This is a genomic window from Brasilonema octagenarum UFV-OR1, from assembly GCF_963888615.1.
GTDB classification, from domain to species: Bacteria; Cyanobacteriota; Cyanobacteriia; order Cyanobacteriales; family Nostocaceae; genus Brasilonema; species Brasilonema sennae.
Map to the genome: position 1 here is coordinate 24,671 of NZ_CAWPKW010000284.1, position 15,530 is coordinate 40,200.

15 protein-coding genes and 1 pseudogene are annotated in these 15,530 nt (G+C 42.0%); 6 read left to right on the plus strand and 10 right to left on the minus strand.

Annotation, left to right across the window (positions count from 1 at the left end; all coding sequences use genetic code 11):
* Positions 1–30: 30 nt before the first annotated feature.
* From AC5590_RS24490 to AC5590_RS24510, 5 genes are all read right to left on the minus strand, one after another.
* Complete coding sequence (locus AC5590_RS24490) at positions 31–768, minus strand: PEP-CTERM sorting domain-containing protein (protein ID WP_169265984.1); 738 nt, start codon at positions 766–768, stop codon at positions 31–33.
* Between the two features lie 184 nt (positions 769–952).
* Entirely contained in the window at positions 953–1,177 is a 225-nt protein-coding gene (locus AC5590_RS24495) for a ferredoxin family protein (RefSeq protein WP_169265985.1), read from the minus strand.
* A 311-nt stretch (positions 1,178–1,488) separates the two neighbouring features.
* Entirely contained in the window at positions 1,489–2,733 is a 1,245-nt protein-coding gene (locus tag AC5590_RS24500; RefSeq protein ID WP_169265986.1) for an ATP phosphoribosyltransferase regulatory subunit, read from the minus strand.
* Positions 2,733–3,818 (minus strand): J domain-containing protein, encoded by a 1,086-nt coding sequence (locus AC5590_RS24505; protein WP_169265987.1) that lies wholly within the window; start codon positions 3,816–3,818, stop codon positions 2,733–2,735. Before AC5590_RS24505 ends, AC5590_RS24500 begins: the two co-directional genes overlap by 1 nt.
* An 82-nt stretch (positions 3,819–3,900) precedes the next feature.
* On the minus strand, positions 3,901–4,716 hold the full coding sequence (locus tag AC5590_RS24510; RefSeq protein WP_169265988.1) for an inositol monophosphatase family protein: 816 nt from the start codon (positions 4,714–4,716) through the stop codon (positions 3,901–3,903).
* A 543-nt stretch (positions 4,717–5,259) separates the two neighbouring features.
* Here AC5590_RS24510 and AC5590_RS24515 point away from each other — a divergent pair.
* The gene (locus tag AC5590_RS24515; RefSeq protein WP_169265989.1) at positions 5,260–6,234 is read left to right on the plus strand and encodes a GUN4 domain-containing protein; all 975 of its coding nucleotides are present in this window, start codon (positions 5,260–5,262) and stop codon (positions 6,232–6,234) included.
* A 59-nt stretch (positions 6,235–6,293) separates the two neighbouring features.
* On the opposite strand, the gene AC5590_RS24520 is transcribed toward AC5590_RS24515, so the two are convergent.
* The 5 genes from AC5590_RS24520 to AC5590_RS24540 form a co-directional block, all read right to left on the minus strand.
* Positions 6,294–6,791: a transposase gene (locus AC5590_RS24520; RefSeq protein ID WP_246162827.1), complete on the minus strand. Its 498-nt coding sequence runs from the start codon at positions 6,789–6,791 to the stop codon at positions 6,294–6,296.
* Between the two features lie 42 nt (positions 6,792–6,833).
* Positions 6,834–7,301: a PIN domain-containing protein gene (locus AC5590_RS24525; RefSeq protein WP_169265990.1), complete on the minus strand. Its 468-nt coding sequence runs from the start codon at positions 7,299–7,301 to the stop codon at positions 6,834–6,836.
* A complete protein-coding gene (locus AC5590_RS24530; protein ID WP_169265991.1) occupies positions 7,298–7,687 on the minus strand; it encodes a hypothetical protein in 390 nt (129 codons plus the stop codon). The genes AC5590_RS24525 and AC5590_RS24530 overlap by 4 nt, the downstream gene beginning before the upstream one ends.
* A 311-nt stretch (positions 7,688–7,998) precedes the next feature.
* Positions 7,999–9,387 (minus strand): hypothetical protein, encoded by a 1,389-nt coding sequence (locus AC5590_RS24535; protein WP_169265992.1) that lies wholly within the window; start codon positions 9,385–9,387, stop codon positions 7,999–8,001.
* Between the two features lie 523 nt (positions 9,388–9,910).
* Positions 9,911–10,363 carry a hypothetical protein gene (locus AC5590_RS24540; RefSeq protein ID WP_211178511.1) on the minus strand — a complete coding sequence of 151 codons (453 nt, stop codon included), beginning with the start codon at positions 10,361–10,363 and terminating at the stop codon, positions 9,911–9,913.
* A gap of 136 nt (positions 10,364–10,499) precedes the next feature.
* Here AC5590_RS24540 and AC5590_RS24545 point away from each other — a divergent pair.
* The 5 genes and pseudogenes from AC5590_RS24545 (at position 10,500) to minE (ending at position 15,196) form a co-directional block, all read left to right on the plus strand.
* A pseudogene (locus AC5590_RS24545) lies at positions 10,500–11,161 on the plus strand (hypothetical protein).
* An 83-nt stretch (positions 11,162–11,244) separates the two neighbouring features.
* Entirely contained in the window at positions 11,245–12,627 is a 1,383-nt protein-coding gene (locus AC5590_RS24550; protein ID WP_169265993.1) for a four-carbon acid sugar kinase family protein, read from the plus strand.
* Positions 12,628–12,675: 48 nt separating this feature from the next.
* The gene (gene minC, locus AC5590_RS24555) at positions 12,676–14,007 is read left to right on the plus strand and encodes a septum site-determining protein MinC (protein WP_211178512.1); all 1,332 of its coding nucleotides are present in this window, start codon (positions 12,676–12,678) and stop codon (positions 14,005–14,007) included.
* A 52-nt stretch (positions 14,008–14,059) separates the two neighbouring features.
* The gene (gene minD / locus AC5590_RS24560; protein WP_169265994.1) at positions 14,060–14,866 is read left to right on the plus strand and encodes a septum site-determining protein MinD; all 807 of its coding nucleotides are present in this window, start codon (positions 14,060–14,062) and stop codon (positions 14,864–14,866) included.
* Positions 14,867–14,896: 30 nt separating this feature from the next.
* Positions 14,897–15,196, plus strand: coding sequence for a cell division topological specificity factor MinE (gene minE, locus AC5590_RS24565; RefSeq protein ID WP_169265995.1), 300 nt, complete (start codon positions 14,897–14,899; stop codon positions 15,194–15,196).
* The last annotated feature ends 334 nt before the right edge of the window (positions 15,197–15,530 follow it).

Consider the following 15,530-nt stretch of genomic DNA (forward strand, 5'->3'; position numbering starts at 1 on the left):
GCTTCAAAAATTACTAACTACATTTTGAAGTTAAGCAGCTTTCGTTTTCTTTCTACGGATAGCGGTAAAGTAAATTCCGAGTAAAGATACAGCAGCTAAACTAGTTGGTTCTGGAACTTGAGTAGATTTGTTGTCAGAAACTGTAATTTGACCACTTGCTACCTCACCATTATCACCAGCTTCTCCAATGTATAAGTAAAGTGGAGTGGTGTTTGAAATGGGATTTTTGAGGTTAAATACAACTTTTCCACCATCACCTAAGCTTACCATCCCGAAAGCATTGGCATCAGCACTAGCGTTGGCATCAAAATACGCAAGTGTTGCAACTGAATGATCAATGTTACCACCCCTTGTGCCAAATAAATCTGTTGGGTCAGCTGGAGAGCGCTGGGTTCCTGGGGTGAATAAAGTCCCTGAGGGAGTAAAATCGAAGACATCTAGCCCTGGTAAGTTTTTGATGTCTGTTGCATTGTTAACTAACACGTTGCTAATCTTGATTGCATCTAAATCAAAGCCGCTAAATTTCCCAGGTTGACCACCTTGGGCGCTGTTGCTATCAGCAATAGCAATGGAATTGATATCGAAGCCAAGATTAGAGAGATCCGCACGGTAAACACCAGTTAAACCGGGGTTTCCACCTGTTAAGCCTTCTAACTTTGTAAAATCAACATTCAGTGTTCCTGCTATAGCACTGGAAACTGATACTAGGGTGATTACCCCAGTAGCCAAACTTAATCTCAAGAAATTGCTAATCAGAGCTACACTCATGAATGGTTCTACGTAAGATTACTATACTCACCTATACACAGGTGCACTAGCAATTTCCGAACAATAAATATTTACTGTTACTTTTTGAAATCTTTATCTAGTACTATCAGTGTAAAAACAGGCGGTATCATGTTTGTATGTAATAGATAATACCGCCTGTTTCCTGATAACGTGATCGTTGATACTACGGTGTTTTTTGTAATTCTGGTCGCTCTTCTGGAACAATTGCCCCTTCTACTGGACAAACTTGGATACATATACCACAATCAATGCAGGTGGCAAAGTCAATCCAGTACCAATCAGTTCCCTTGACATTTTTGCCAGGACCATCATGAATGCAAGCTACTGGACAAGCGTCTACGCAATCAGCGACACCTTCACAGACATTAGTCACAATTGTGTGTGGCATAGTTCCCCTCTCTTTGGATCAAAATTGCTGTATTTAGCCAGCTCTATATAGCCTAGCAATAATACTGAATCACTAGTCTGACAGTCATTTGTCTTTGGTTTTTTATCAGGACTTACGCAAAGGTAACGTATTTTCGTCCGCAGCGAGCGAAGCGAAGCAATCTCGTCAAGACCAGGATTGCTGAGTCCCAAAGGGACACGCTGCGCGTTCGCTCTTAGCGTGCGCTTTGCGCTTACGTTACACTGCGTTCCACTCGCAATGACCAATCATCGCTGCGTAAGTCCTGTTTATTAAAGACTAATGACTGATGACTAATTGACTAATGACTCTATCATCCTTGAACCATCAGCTTTAATCCAAGCAATTTGGTTGATAGTGCGATCGCGTGCATATTGTCGAATCTCATCCACATCTCGTCCCCCCAAATCCATTTCAACCCGTACCAAGTGAGTCGAGTCTCGAAGTTTTGTAGCGTAAGCAAAGGCGGCTGTGTAAGCATCGGGCGTTTCTGGTACAATCAACCAATTAGTCCCTGGCGTGGTTTGTGGTAACCGCCCACAAGACAAGAGAATTTGTTGTAAACCTTCCAAGAATAGTGCAAAACCTATTCCTGGTACACTTTCTCCTTTCGGATGATAAAGCTTTAAAAGCTGGTCATAACGACCACCCCGCCCAAGAACTCGCGTTTGTCCATCAGTCTGACTGATGACCTCAAATACGATACCTGTGTAGTAGTCAAAGGTTTGTAATAAACTCAGGTCAAGGATGATTTCTATCCCTTTTCCTGAAAATGAGTTTGTATTCGATTTAACTGAGCTATCTAGCAATTTTACTAGGTTTTTCAGATTATCTACAACTGCTTGTAAACTCTCGTCTAAACCCAGACTGCTGACTTTTTGCAGAACATCCGCAGGCTTCCCGCGCAAATCAAGCATGATTCTAGCGCGTTCTCGTAGTTCATCACTTAACGGTAAAGTGTCTATGGTTATGCGGTCAAGGTGGGCGATCGCACTCCTGACTTTTTCTTGTAGATGAGGGGGAAAAGGTTTGAGGAGCGATCGCGTAATTTCCGCTTCACCCAAAATCAAATACCAATTGTTCAAACCCACAGCCTGTAAAGAATCTGCCATCAGCAGCAGAATTTCTGCATCAGCTAAGCCACCGCCACTGCCCAACAACTCAACCCCAGCTTGATAAAATTCTTGCTGACGGTTGTGCTTCAACTCGCCTGTGCGTTGGAAAACATTAGCATTATAGTACAAGCGTTGTGGATAATTCACACCTGCCATACGCGTTACAGCCGTGCGAGCAATAGAGGCTGTCAATTCTGGACGTAGCCCCAAATCCTCATCGTTACCATTTTGCAGTTGAATCACCGCAGAGCGATCAATTGCTCCCCCCGCCATCAGCGTATCCATACGCTCTAACGTCGAGGTGATAATTCTATGATATCCCCAACGGTGAAACACTTGCTGTAGCCTGTCTTCTATCCAGCGCTTTTGAGCCACATCTAAGGGTAATAAATCCCTCGCTCCCACTGGAGATTGATACACCATTATTTTTTCTTCCCACCAAACAAACCACCAAACAAACCGCTACCCCCAGATTTACCTGGTTGCTGACTCCCAGTATGAGACGAAGCTGTACGCTTCGCACCACTGGATTTTTGCCCTGTAATCTGTTCAACTTTAAGTCTCCCCGCCAACGCTATTTCGTCTTTGGGGTTTAATTGCAGGGCGCGGTTAAAGTGAACTTTTGCACTCGTGGTAAGATTTTGCTTCAAATAGACCACTCCGATCAAGCTATGGCAACGACTATTATTTGGCTCTAGTTTCAGAGCATCTTGTAATTCTACCCTTGCTTGTGTCAATTGATTTTGTGATATTAAATCTTGAGCACGACGGATGTATTGTAAGACAACCGAGTCTTGCTTTTGTGGTGGAGAGGTTACAGCGGCTTTGTTGGCTGCATTCGTTGGAATTTCTGCTGATGATGCTGCTGCAAATATTTTGCCAGCACTCCGCATTATGTATACCAAATTCAACTCGCTGACTAAGGCTATGGTGTCTTGTACCTTGTCTAAAGAGTCATATTGAGTTTCTGCGATTTGGGCGAGTCCACTTTTATAGATATGCTCAAAATGGGGCGCACTAACTAGCTGCTGAACCACATCGCTGTTCTGACTTTTCACGGGATCTGAAAAACCTCGCTTCCATTCCTCCTCCTGCTTTTTGAGAGGCTTTGAATTCTCCCCCTTCCCTTGCAGGGAAGGGGGCTGGGGGGTTAGGTGTATTGATTTTTGCACATGACGTGAAAAGTCAGCATCGCTGTTGAGTTCCACTGAAGCCGATTCTTGCACCAAACGCTTACCCATTTGCGACAAAATTAAAATATGTTCCATTCTCTGTTTCTCACCAGAGAGTGTTTCATAAGCTGGATTCACCAGCTTAGATAACAATTCATTAGCAAGTTCTTTTTCCGCATCGCTTTCATCCCTACAGGTATCAGGATGTAAGCGGCGGGCAATTTTGAGATAGCGTTTGCGGATTTCTTTGACATCTGCATCAACTGGTACACACAGAACTGCGTGATGGTCTATAAAATCATATTTAAATAATCCGCGATTAAACTTGAAAGACATAGAATTGCATCACAATTTGTTGACTAGCCGTTGGATTTCTCTAGTTTAATGTTTGTGTACTAATTATTACTAAGTAATATCGCTAGTCAACCCATGAAGATAGTGGTGGAACTTGTTGTAGTTCTTGACTTAGGCTGTTGTGAATAGAACCATTCGTAGCAAGAATTCTACCAGACGAGATATCTAAGGGACTCCCATCGTATGCAGTCACCTTTCCCCCTGCTTCTCGTATTAAAATGATACCAGCAGCAATGTCCCAAGGAGAAAGACCTCTTTCCCAGTAACCATCCAAACGACCACAGGCGATATGAGCCAAATCTAGAGATGCAGAACCACTACGCCGAACTCCTTGAGTCAGATGAGTCAAGTGACAGAATTCCGCATAGTTGTTGTCAGATGTTTCACGACGGTCATAGGCAAATCCGGAAACCAACAAACTTTTACCAAGTTCAGAAGTTTTTGAAACCTTTATTGGGCAACGGTTCCGCGTAGCTCCCAAACCTTGAGCCGCCCGGAACAGTTCATCATGGAAAGGGTCATAAATAACACCAACTTGCGGGACACCCTGAATCAAAAGCCCAATCGAAACAGCAAAAAAGGGATATTGGTGAGCAAAGTTCGTTGTTCCATCCAGAGGATCAATCGCCCAAAGATACTCACTATCTTGATTTCCTAGTTTCCCAGATTCCTCAGCCAGGATAGAATGGTCAGGAAAGTGACGACGCAAAACATCTAAAACCACCGCTTCCGAAGCTTTATCAGCAGCCGTTACCAAATCACCGGGGCGTCCTTTTTCAGTAATCGCGTCTTCTACCTTACCCAAATAACCTTGCAACACCGCGCCAGCAGCAAGGGCTGCTTCTGTAGCAATATCCAAAAAGATTTGCAGATTACTCATGACTCGTTAATAATTCGTAATATTAGCCTATTACGAATTGTGAATTAAGGGTAGTGAATTAAGGGTAGGGTGGGCACTGCTCACTCATAGCAGACTCTATGACATCAGAAGATAGGCAGTGCCCACCTTACAAATTACCGTCACAGCAATTTCAAGATTTGGCGATAAGCCCTTGGCTTGACGCTACGCGTATCGCACAGTGAAGCAATTGCGCTACGTATGCCCTGAGTCCCTTCTCAAAATCCTTGGTGGTGGGCACTGCTGACAACATACAAGTAGAAGTTTCCGCGAACAGTAAGCAGTGCCCACCCTACAAAAATTGTAACCGTTCTGACGCTCAATCTCTATCCGTACTTTGCGATTGCTGAGTCCCAAGGGGACACGCTGCGCGTTAGCCCTTGGCGTGCGCTTGCGCTTACGCTCCACTACGTTCTGCTGCCCTCCGGGCACGCTGCGCTAACGCAATGACAAACTAGGATTGCTATAGTAATGAGCAAGAGTTAGAAGTTGCACTCAAGGCAATACAGGAATTAGTCAAACCAGATGGAAACTGATGCTCAATTTCAATTCGATGTCTTCCTTTGCCACAATAGCGAAGATAAGGACGCAGTCATAAAAATTGCAGAGCAATTAGAAGAAAATAAGATTAAACCGTGGTTGGATATATGGGAACTACAACCTGGTTTTCCTTGGCAGCGAGAACTAGAAAAGCAGATTGATCACATAAAATCAGCAGCAGTTTTTGTTGGTAAAAGTGGTATTGGTCCTTGGCAAAAAAATGAAATAGAAGCCTTTTTGAGTGAATTTAACGCTCGACAGTGTCCTGTTATTCCTGTGCTTCTTCCTGATGCTCCACAGGAGCCTAGTCTCGCACGTTTTCTTAAAGGCATGACATGGGTTGATTTTCGGGAACAGACACGTGTTTATATTCCTCCAATGGATAGACTGATCTGGGGTATTACTGGGAGAAAGCCAGTAAGGGTGAAGGTGATCCCACAAAGCCAAGCTCAAAACACTCCGCAAAATCAAAGAAATGATTCAAGTGATGACCTCAGATCAGAAAAAGGTGTAGATTACACGAAACTGCGAGACTTACTGGCAGCAAGAAAGTGGGAAGAAGCTGACTATGAAACTTATCTGGTAATGCTTCAAGCTGTAGATAGCCAGAAAAATGACTACATTAGGGAAGAAGAACTCTTAAACTTTCCCTGCACTGACCTGCGCACAATTGACCAATTGTGGGTAAAATACAGTAATGGACATTTTGGCTTCAGCGTTCAGAAGGAAATTTACCTGAGTGTCGGCGGCAAGCCGGGTAGATACAACGAACAAGCCTTGAGAAAGTTTGGCGATCGCGTAGGTTGGGAGATAAGCGTTAATAGTCTTGGGATCAATAAAGTCACTTTTGATACCACGTTTGATACAACTGTTTCGCCTGGACACCTCCCGTGTGGTATGGTATGTGGGGTAGAGTTTGTGATTGGTCTCTTCTCTTGCATCGAGACTTGTAAACTGTAATGTTTAAGCGTTTCAGAATTTTGTGAATATTTATTGCAGCTTCCTTTCGTACGCAAGAATCAACATTTCCGCATTTCAATACCTGGCACCGGGGGGAAAAATCCATTTGCGTGGATAAATTTTTCTGCTACTTCATGCACCTCTGTACATTCGGTGATTGTTTGCTTATCCCAAGGTAAACTCATTTGCCCTGGTGACTTTTTCTGATTTCCTTTACTCTTCATTGATGGCAAAAAGCGACTACCCCAATGGTTTCTTTTTTCTGACTTTGCTTGTGGTCGATATTTTTTGCAAAATCCTCGATATTTAGCAGCGCATTCCTCCAAGTTTTTCCCCAATTGCAAAAATGCAGGATGCCACTGGGTGATACCATCATCACTGAAGCGGTCATGGATGCCATAGTTGCTGAAATCGTAGAAAAAACCCTGCTGTATTCCTGCTGCTTTAGGATTAGCGTGGATATATAGCAGCGTATTTAACGCCCTTTTGGTATCTGTATTAGCAAAACCTGTGCTGTGATATCGTTTTTCCCAAAAGTGTCCTGTCCGGTTCAGCATCCGATTAAAACACAATACCTGGCACGGAGGGAAAACATTCAATTAAAATTTAATATCTCTCCACACTTTAGCCTCAGTAAAGCGACTCAAATGCTTTACGTTTGTAGTGGCAATAACAATATAACGACCGGGAAAATCTTCCTTGAGAATTTGCCAATGACCAGAAATGATAATATCTACATCAAGGCTCTTATCATCTGCAGTAGGAATGCCTTGACTTCGAGCAGCAGCCCATAAAGAAGCAGCTTGTCTCAATAAAGCTGAAGTAATTGGTAAAAAATCAATTATTTCTCGAAGTTCATCTAAATTCTGAATACTATTGAGTTCAGTTTTCTTTTGTGATGCTAAAACTAAACTTCTCCTGACTTCAAAATCGCATATATCAGAAGAACAAACATGAACACCATGCGATAACAAAGTATAAAGCCATTGCTCGCAATCGTAAGCTTCTCCTAACTTATTGGGATTGGTAAGAATTCCCAGTACCCCAGAGTCAATAAAAACTATCATGATTGCGAATATAACTTTTGTTCGGGAAAACGTTCTGCATCTATTATTTGTTTAAAATTCTCAAATATTTCTTCTCTGTGTAGTGATTCTGCTTCAGACATATTTTCATGGCGTTGAATACGCTGTTTTAATAAGGCTATTGCTCGCTGATTTTGCTTTAATCGCTTCTGCCTGTCCAATTCTAATTGATTAGCAGTAACTAAATCCTTATCTAATTGCAATAGTTTCTTGAGAGCTTCAGCATCATCTGGTTCTAGAGTAATGGGAGCAGAATAACCTTCTAAAATCAAGTTGTAATTATTACTTGTAGTTGTAAGTGGAATAAGAGCAATGAAGCGAGAAAGGTTTAATATTTTTCCACTAGGGAGTTCTACAGCTAGATTCATATTGATTTAAGTTTTTCACGAGATTATGAATAATATTTTTTTAAAGATTAACTATATAGAAAATTATATCATAATCTTGTATTGGTAGTCCGCCTAGGACTATAAGTCCCAGGCTAATAGCCGAAGTCCATTAAAATGGACTGAGCAGTAGCTCTGTGTACTATCCTTGGTTTACAGGTATAAGCAATAGCCAACATACTCCTTTCGGTGCCCGTTCGCCGCTAGCCGTTCCTGTAGGGTAGATTAACGTAAGGTGTGCAGAGTAGTTTCTTAACTGTTTGATGTATTCCACCCAATTGAAAACCGCTATATTACCGGCGAAGTAGGCGAAGGATGAGAACAATTAAAAATGGTGAACTAAAGACAATACTCCAGACAAAAGTTGGTGAACCTACGAAAGAAAAGTCTTTATAAGATGCCACTGGAGGTTGTTGGGTGGAGATGGCGGTGGCTGTTATGCCGCTGATGGCGAGTCCAATTCCTGCAAGCGCGATGGTGTTGTCTAGAGTGCGATCGCTCTTGGTTTGCTCAATCTCAATAATACCCCGAACAGTGTTGATTAAGTCTTCTAAAATTCTCAAGCCTACACTCAGGCTAGCACGGTCTTGCGCTACCTGCGCTTTGTATTTTTCCTCAACAATATCACTGAAGTTTTTCAAAAACCCCAAGTCTGTATCACCCAAATTACCATATTCTTGTTGCTTTTGTTCTGCTTTTTGGACGATCTGTTGATGGTATTTTTGGTAGTTGCTTAAATTCGTCTCTATCGCCAAGCTGATAATTTCCAGATCGCTGATTTTTCTGAGATAATCTGATAAAGTCGCAATACTCTCACTCAATATTTTTTGTAAGTACTGTAACTTGTTACCAGATAATATTACTTCTCCATGTTCTGTATATAAACTTTTCACTTTTGCAACGTTTTCTGTGATAGACTTATATTCAGCTTGTAAACTTCTCGTTGTTTTCTCAGCATAAGCATATTCCCACAAAATTTTGTTACGCACACATAATAACCGCAGCCAATCTCCATAAAAGCCTGCAGCTTCCTCCATAATATTTAGGGCGGGATAGAAAAATATTAAAATGTGAGTATTTTCTTCTGCAACGTTCTCCCACTTCTGGGGCGATTTCCACACTTCAAAAACTGTAGCGCCTAAAAAATTTCCAATTTTTAATTCTTGCCAATCACCAGGGATTAAAGCGTTGGCAGATGCTTTGGCTAAATCTTCTAAATTAGCTTGAAAATTTGCAGGTAGGCAACCGGAAAGCATCCAAGTTTTTCCTAGGTTACCATTTTTAGCAGAGGCTTTTTCTTTGAGCTTTTGAAAAAAAGTAACAGAGTGAGGATGATCAAAGTCATCAACAGAACAGTCAAACAGTAGTCCGTAAGTATCACTTAAGCGAACTGGATAGTAATAACCTCCAATTTGATAATCTGCAACCTTATCTTGAAAAATCAAATGATTATCTTTGATATTAAATGGCTTTCGGTATTTTGGATCAAGTAAGTCTAGTAATTTGATATATTCTGGGTTCTCCGCTGCTAACTCCTCCTCTAAATAGACATGTAATTTAGGAGGTAGGTTGTTCCAGAATTTATCGTGATTTTCAGCAACTTGAGCTTCACTGTCTCCCAATCCATCTCTTAATTGGTAGACAAATACATCGAGAGTGGGGTAGTAAATTAAGTCATTCATCGAGTAAAGATCTAATCAAATTCTAGTTTTATTAATTGACAGTCGATTTGGGAGTATCCCAAATTTTGTAAAAAAGATAAGTAACTCAACCTAATTAAACGTGAAATGTCCGCAGCATCTTGTTCATTGTTTTTCCCTATTAAAGTAAGACATTCGCTTTCGTAAAGTTGATTGAGGCGTTCGCGGAGCGACTCCGCAGGAGTCTCGCTCTTTTTTACCAAAGCGTCAAGCCGCCTAATTGTAGCTTCATTCACATTATTCCCCAACGCTTGACGGACTGGGTGAAGTTTTTCTTGCAGTTCTGGTCAAAGGGTTGATAAATCAAGTTTATTGAATGCTTGCAAAAAAGCTTGGTAGCGGATTGTGTATCTTTCTAGCATAAGAAAAATGTGGAGAATTGAAGATAGGATTTACCTAGAAGAGATCCCCCAACCCCGCTTGCAAAAGAGGAAGGAGAAATGAGGATAGGTGATGAAGCGTCGTGTTTGAGGATGAAAGTGTGTAGGGCGGCTGGGCTAAGATGTCAGTAAACTATAGCAGTAGTGGAATTGAGCAGTTGTTTCATCTCCTCCCATGCAGGTGACTCATCACTCCCAGTATCCAGCAACCAAGCCAAGCAAGCATTTTTCCCTTGTTCTACCAGTTCCAACGCTTGCACCATCTCACCCAACTGCACAGCCAAGTCAACAGTTAACTGCTCAAAAGGAGCAAACTTCAAAGCCAACTGCTTTTTCTTTTCAGGACTTTTGCACTCATCCAGCAAGCGTCGCAACAAATCTGTACCGCGTCGTTGCAGTTCTTGGGCTTTCGCAGTTTCTCCCAAATCCAAAAAGACGCGAATTAAGTCTTGCAAAACCTCCAGATGTAACTCAGAGAAATCTGCTTGTGTGAGAGTTTTTAGCGCTTTGTTGTAACTGTTGACGGCTTTTAGGCAAAAATCAATGTTTTGGGCTTTGTGTGAAAAATTAAAGTCCAAACGCTTAGCAGTATCTTGGTTTGGTGATTTTGCCTTTAATTTTTATCCCACTAAAGTGATCAAAGAGCGATACACTGTTACCTAAAATGAGGATACAACAAAAACGTCACTCGCTCTTTGATAGGAGTATCCATCTGTGCAGCCGGACTTATTGAGCCTGGAAATAACTAAGGGAGAACTGAGACGTTTAATTGGATTAAATCCAGATGATGTCTTACGACCTTCTATTATGAAGGATCGCGAGAAGCGATTTCGTTTTTTGATTAACGAAATTGTTGTAGCACTGCTGCTGAGTTTGATCATTGTCGGGTTTGTTTATGCGTTTGTGATTCTGCCGACAATTGGTTCTTCAATAATACTAGGAATTGTTTTGCTGACAACTGTGCTAATTGCTATTATAGTTGGGCGTTGGTTTTGGCGGCGTTTACCCATCCCAGAACACTCAGAGTACTTTTGGATCAAGTCGATAAATATCATAAGTTGGTGATCGCGATCGCTATCCATGATCAACAAATAACATCTGGGGACACAGACAGTCGTATAGCTGATAGAGAAAAAGTCCTTACTGCTCTGCAACTTATGAGAGAAGATTTCGTTCGCGCTTTGAAAACAGAACGAATTATACGAGATAATAAAGAATTATTTACCAATAATCAAGAATTACTTGTCAATAATTTAACTAAGTTGCAAGCCTTACAAGTGAGCAGTCAGGCAAGCGAGTATGCTCAAATTCTAAATCAATCATTGCAGATTGCAATGAGTGTGCAAACAGAGATCACAAAATTGCGGGAAATCTGAATCCCGCTGATCAAAGCAGTCTCCATTCAAAGCAGCAATGCTTGCCAGAAGTTTCCAACAAATAATTGTCCGTTGACTTAAACATGACTAACCAACCAAAAATTATTGTCTTAGATGATGATCCAACAGGTTCTCAAACAGTCCACAGTTGCTTGCTACTCATGCGTTGGGATGTGGAAACACTATCCTTGGGGTTGCAAGATGATTCACCAATCTTCTTTGTATTAACAAACACAAGAGCGCTTCCCCCAGAAGAAGCAGCATCTATTACCAGAGAAGTTTGCCATAACCTGAAACAGGCTATATCTACAATCAGTGAAGATGAGGGAGATCAAGGAGAAAAATCCACCCTTACCCTACAAACAAATACAACAAAAGGGTTTACCGTTGTCAGCCGTTCTGATTCGACTTTACGAGGACATTACCCAATTGAAACTGATGTCATCGCCGATGAACTTGGTCCATTTGATGCTCATTTTCTCGTACCAGCGTTTTTTGAAGGCGGACGTATTACGCGCGACAGTGTACATTATTTGATAGTTGATGGTGTTCCCACCCCTGTCCATGAAACTGAATTTGCTCGTGATTCAGTCTTTGAGTATCATCATAGCTACTTACCCAAGTATGTGGAAGAAAAAACTCAAGGAAGTATCAGTGCTGAGTCGGTAGAAAGGTTTTCGTTGGCGGATATTCGCGCTGGTAGCTTAGAACGACTTATGCAACTCACTAATAACCAATGTGCTGTTGTGGATGGTGAAACTCAAGCAGATTTCAACCAGTTTGCACAAGACGTTCTAACCGCAGTCAGTCAGGGGAAACGTTTTCTGTTTCGTAGTGCTGCTAGTATCTTAACGGCAATAGCCGGATTACCGCCCCAACCGATTGCTCCAGAAAATATGTCACAGTACGTGCAACGAAGTAAACCGGGTATAGTAATTGTTGGTTCCCATGTTAAAAAGACAACTCAGCAGTTAGAGGTGCTGTTGCAACAAGAGAAAACGATGGGAATTGAAGTGGATGTGGCGCGGTTAGTTGATGATGGAGCAAATGAATCTGCTACACTGCTAAGCGAGGTTCTAGATCATGTCCATGCAGCATATGATGCTGGAAAAACAGCAGTGGTTTATACCAGTCGTAAAGAACTGAGTTTTAAGAATGCTAAGGCAAGGTTAGAGTTTGGTACAAAGGTGTCAAGCTTATTGATGGATATCGTGCGGGGTTTACCATCGGATATGGGATTTTTAATCAGTAAAGGTGGCATTACTTCAAACGATGTCTTAAGTACAGGTTTAGCTTTGACTTCGGCACGGTTACTTGGTCAAATTTTACCTGGTTGTTCAATGGTGATAACTCCATCAGACCATCCTCAGTTTCCTAATCTACCAGTGGTGCTGTTTCCAGGAAATGTTGGCGATGCCGATGGATTATCAATAGTCGCTAAAAGACTCAGTAAAAATCTAGCGTGAGGAGTGTGATTTTTTAATAACGCTGTTGCAAATTGTAACTAATCTAGTATGGATGATCGCTCTATCCCGTTTTCTGGCAACCGTTACACGACTTCTGACTCTACTATCCCTGATCAGAAGTTAGAAAAATCCTTTGGTGAAGTAGAAGAAATCTCTGCTCTTTCTGATCTAAAGTCGATTTCGCAACCAGAGGAAAACCCAGTCCTCCCCGAAGCAGAGGTAAATTCTGTCTTACTTTACTTAAAATCACATATTCCAGATTATAATGTCCAGTCAAATTCCAATCATTCCAACGTGGAGTCAAATTCTTTCGAGCCTAATATAGAACAGACAAATTCTTCCGATTCCAACGTGGAGTCAAATTCTTTCGAGCCTAATATAGAACAGACAAATATTTCCGATTCCAATGTGGAGGCAAATTCTTTAGAACCTAATATAGAACCGACAAATTCTTCCGATTCCAATGTAAAAGCAAATTCTCTCGTCCCTGATAGTGAGCCAGATCCTATTTCGGATACAGAGTCAAATCCTTCCGATTCCAATGTTGAGTCAAATTCCGTCGTTCCTGATGTAGAATTTAATCCAGCCAATATCAACGTAGAGTTGAGTGAAGAATTCCCGTCTAAGACAGCAACGGTGAATCCTAATATTCAAGTCCAAATAAAAAGTCAGGAGGGAAAACTTTTATTAATACTACCAACAGAATCACAATTGCCAGCCTCAGAATACAGTTGGACTGAGATTTGGCAACAAATCAAGCTGCGACTTTTAGCTGGCGAGCGCTCTTTTTCACCTAATACAGCCGTGAATCTGATCGCCCAAGATCGCTTATTGGATAACAGACAACTCCAAGAACTGGCGGAAAGTTTGAATCAATTTAAAATTCAGCTAAAATCAGTTTCTACTAGTCGTCGGCAAACTGCGATCGCTGCAGTTACAATGGGCTACTCTGTAGAACAACTACAGCGACAAACAACACTTGGCAGTGAGTTAAAGTCTGAGACACCTCCTTTTGCAGAACCTCTCTATTTAGATAAGACGGTGCGTTCTGGAGAAGAAATCCGTCATCAGGGTCATGTTATCCTCTTAGGGGACTTGAATCCTGGTGGTATCGTAGTTGCAAATGGAGATATTCTTGTTTGGGGGCGTCTACGTGGAATTGCTCATGCGGGTGCGCTTGGAAACCGTGATTGTCTGATTATGAGTTTGCAGATGGAACCAACCCAGCTGCGAATTGCAGATGCTGTTGCTAGGGCACCAGAAAAATCGCCATTGCAATTTTATCCAGAAGTGGCGTATATTACGTCCCAAGGAATCCGTATTGCTAGGGTGAGCGATTTTTCTAAAATCCTATTAAGTAGGATGATAAAAGATACATAAATCTTTTTTATTGTTGTATATTTTCTAATCACTAATCGAGCTCGTTTCTATCATGACTCGCATTATTGTTACAACCTCCGGCAAAGGAGGGGTGGGAAAAACCACGATTACGGCAAATTTGGGAATGGCTTTAGCCAAAATGGGGCGTCAAGTAGCTTTGGTTGATGCGGATTTTGGTTTGAGAAATTTGGATTTGTTGCTAGGGCTAGAAAACCGGATAGTCTACACTGCTGTTGAAGTTCTCGCAAGAGAGTGTCGGTTAGAACAAGCTTTGGTGAAGGATAAGCGGCAACCTAACCTCGTTTTGTTACCTGCAGCGCAAAATCGCACCAAAGATGCGGTCACTCCTGACCAGATGAAGTTATTGGTGAATGCACTGGCGCAGAAGTATCAATATGTTTTGGTTGATAGCCCAGCGGGAATTGAAATGGGGTTTAAAAACGCGATCGCCACAGCAAAAGAAGCCCTGATTATCACCACTCCAGAAATTGCTTCCGTGCGTGATGCTGATCGCGTCGTTGGGTTACTAGAAGCACAAGGCATTAAACGTATTCACTTGGTTATTAACCGTATCAGACCTGCAATGGTACGGGCAAATGATATGATGTCTGTTCAAGATGTTCAGGAACTTCTGGCAATTCCCTTGATTGGAGTTGTTCCTGATGATGAGCGGGTTATTGTATCTACCAATCGCGGTGAACCTTTAGTATTAGCGGAAAACCCTTCTTTAGCTGCTACAGCTTTCGATAACATTGTTCGGAGATTAGAAGGGGAAACGGTTGAATTTCTTGAACTGGACTCAACTCAAGACAACATATTCTCTCGTTTGAGAAAGTTGTTTTGGACAAAAAGTCTTTAATCTGTTCCGTCTGTTGCTGACTTAGCTCCAATGATTCTTGAAATATTAGAAAAATTTTTTGTTCGTAGTGTTGACAACAGTCGCACTCAAGTTAAACGCCGCCTGCAATTAGTGATAGCTCATGATCGTGCTGACATCAGCCCTGATGTACTAGAAAAGATGCGGCAAGAAATCTTAGAAATCGTTTGTCGTTACGTAGAAATTGAAACGGACGGCTTAGAGTTTTCCCTGGAAAGCAATCAACGGACAACAGCTTTAATTGCTAACATGCCAATTCGTCGAGTCAAAGAAGATCAAGAAGAAATGTCTGAATTAGACAGCAGCAATTAGATCTAAGTGATTTGACGCTTTTTGTGTGATCATTAGCAACAACAACAAATAATTCTGTCCTAACTGCGCCAGAATCGATTCCGCGCGACTAGTGAAGTAGCGCAGTTAGGCAGTGCTCTGTCTTTGGAGAGCCACTGCTCGACTAAAATTCGCCGCCTTGTAGACGTCAGCAGGGCGGTGAGCCAATCCGGAGGGAAAGCAGCACTGCGCTCAGGTAGCGCGGACGCTAGTCAACAAACTAGGGGTGTAAGGGGGTAAGGGTGTAGGGGAGCCACTGCTCTTCGGGTATCTCCTGCACCAGACGCTACGCGTATCTCCTACGGAGACGCTGCGC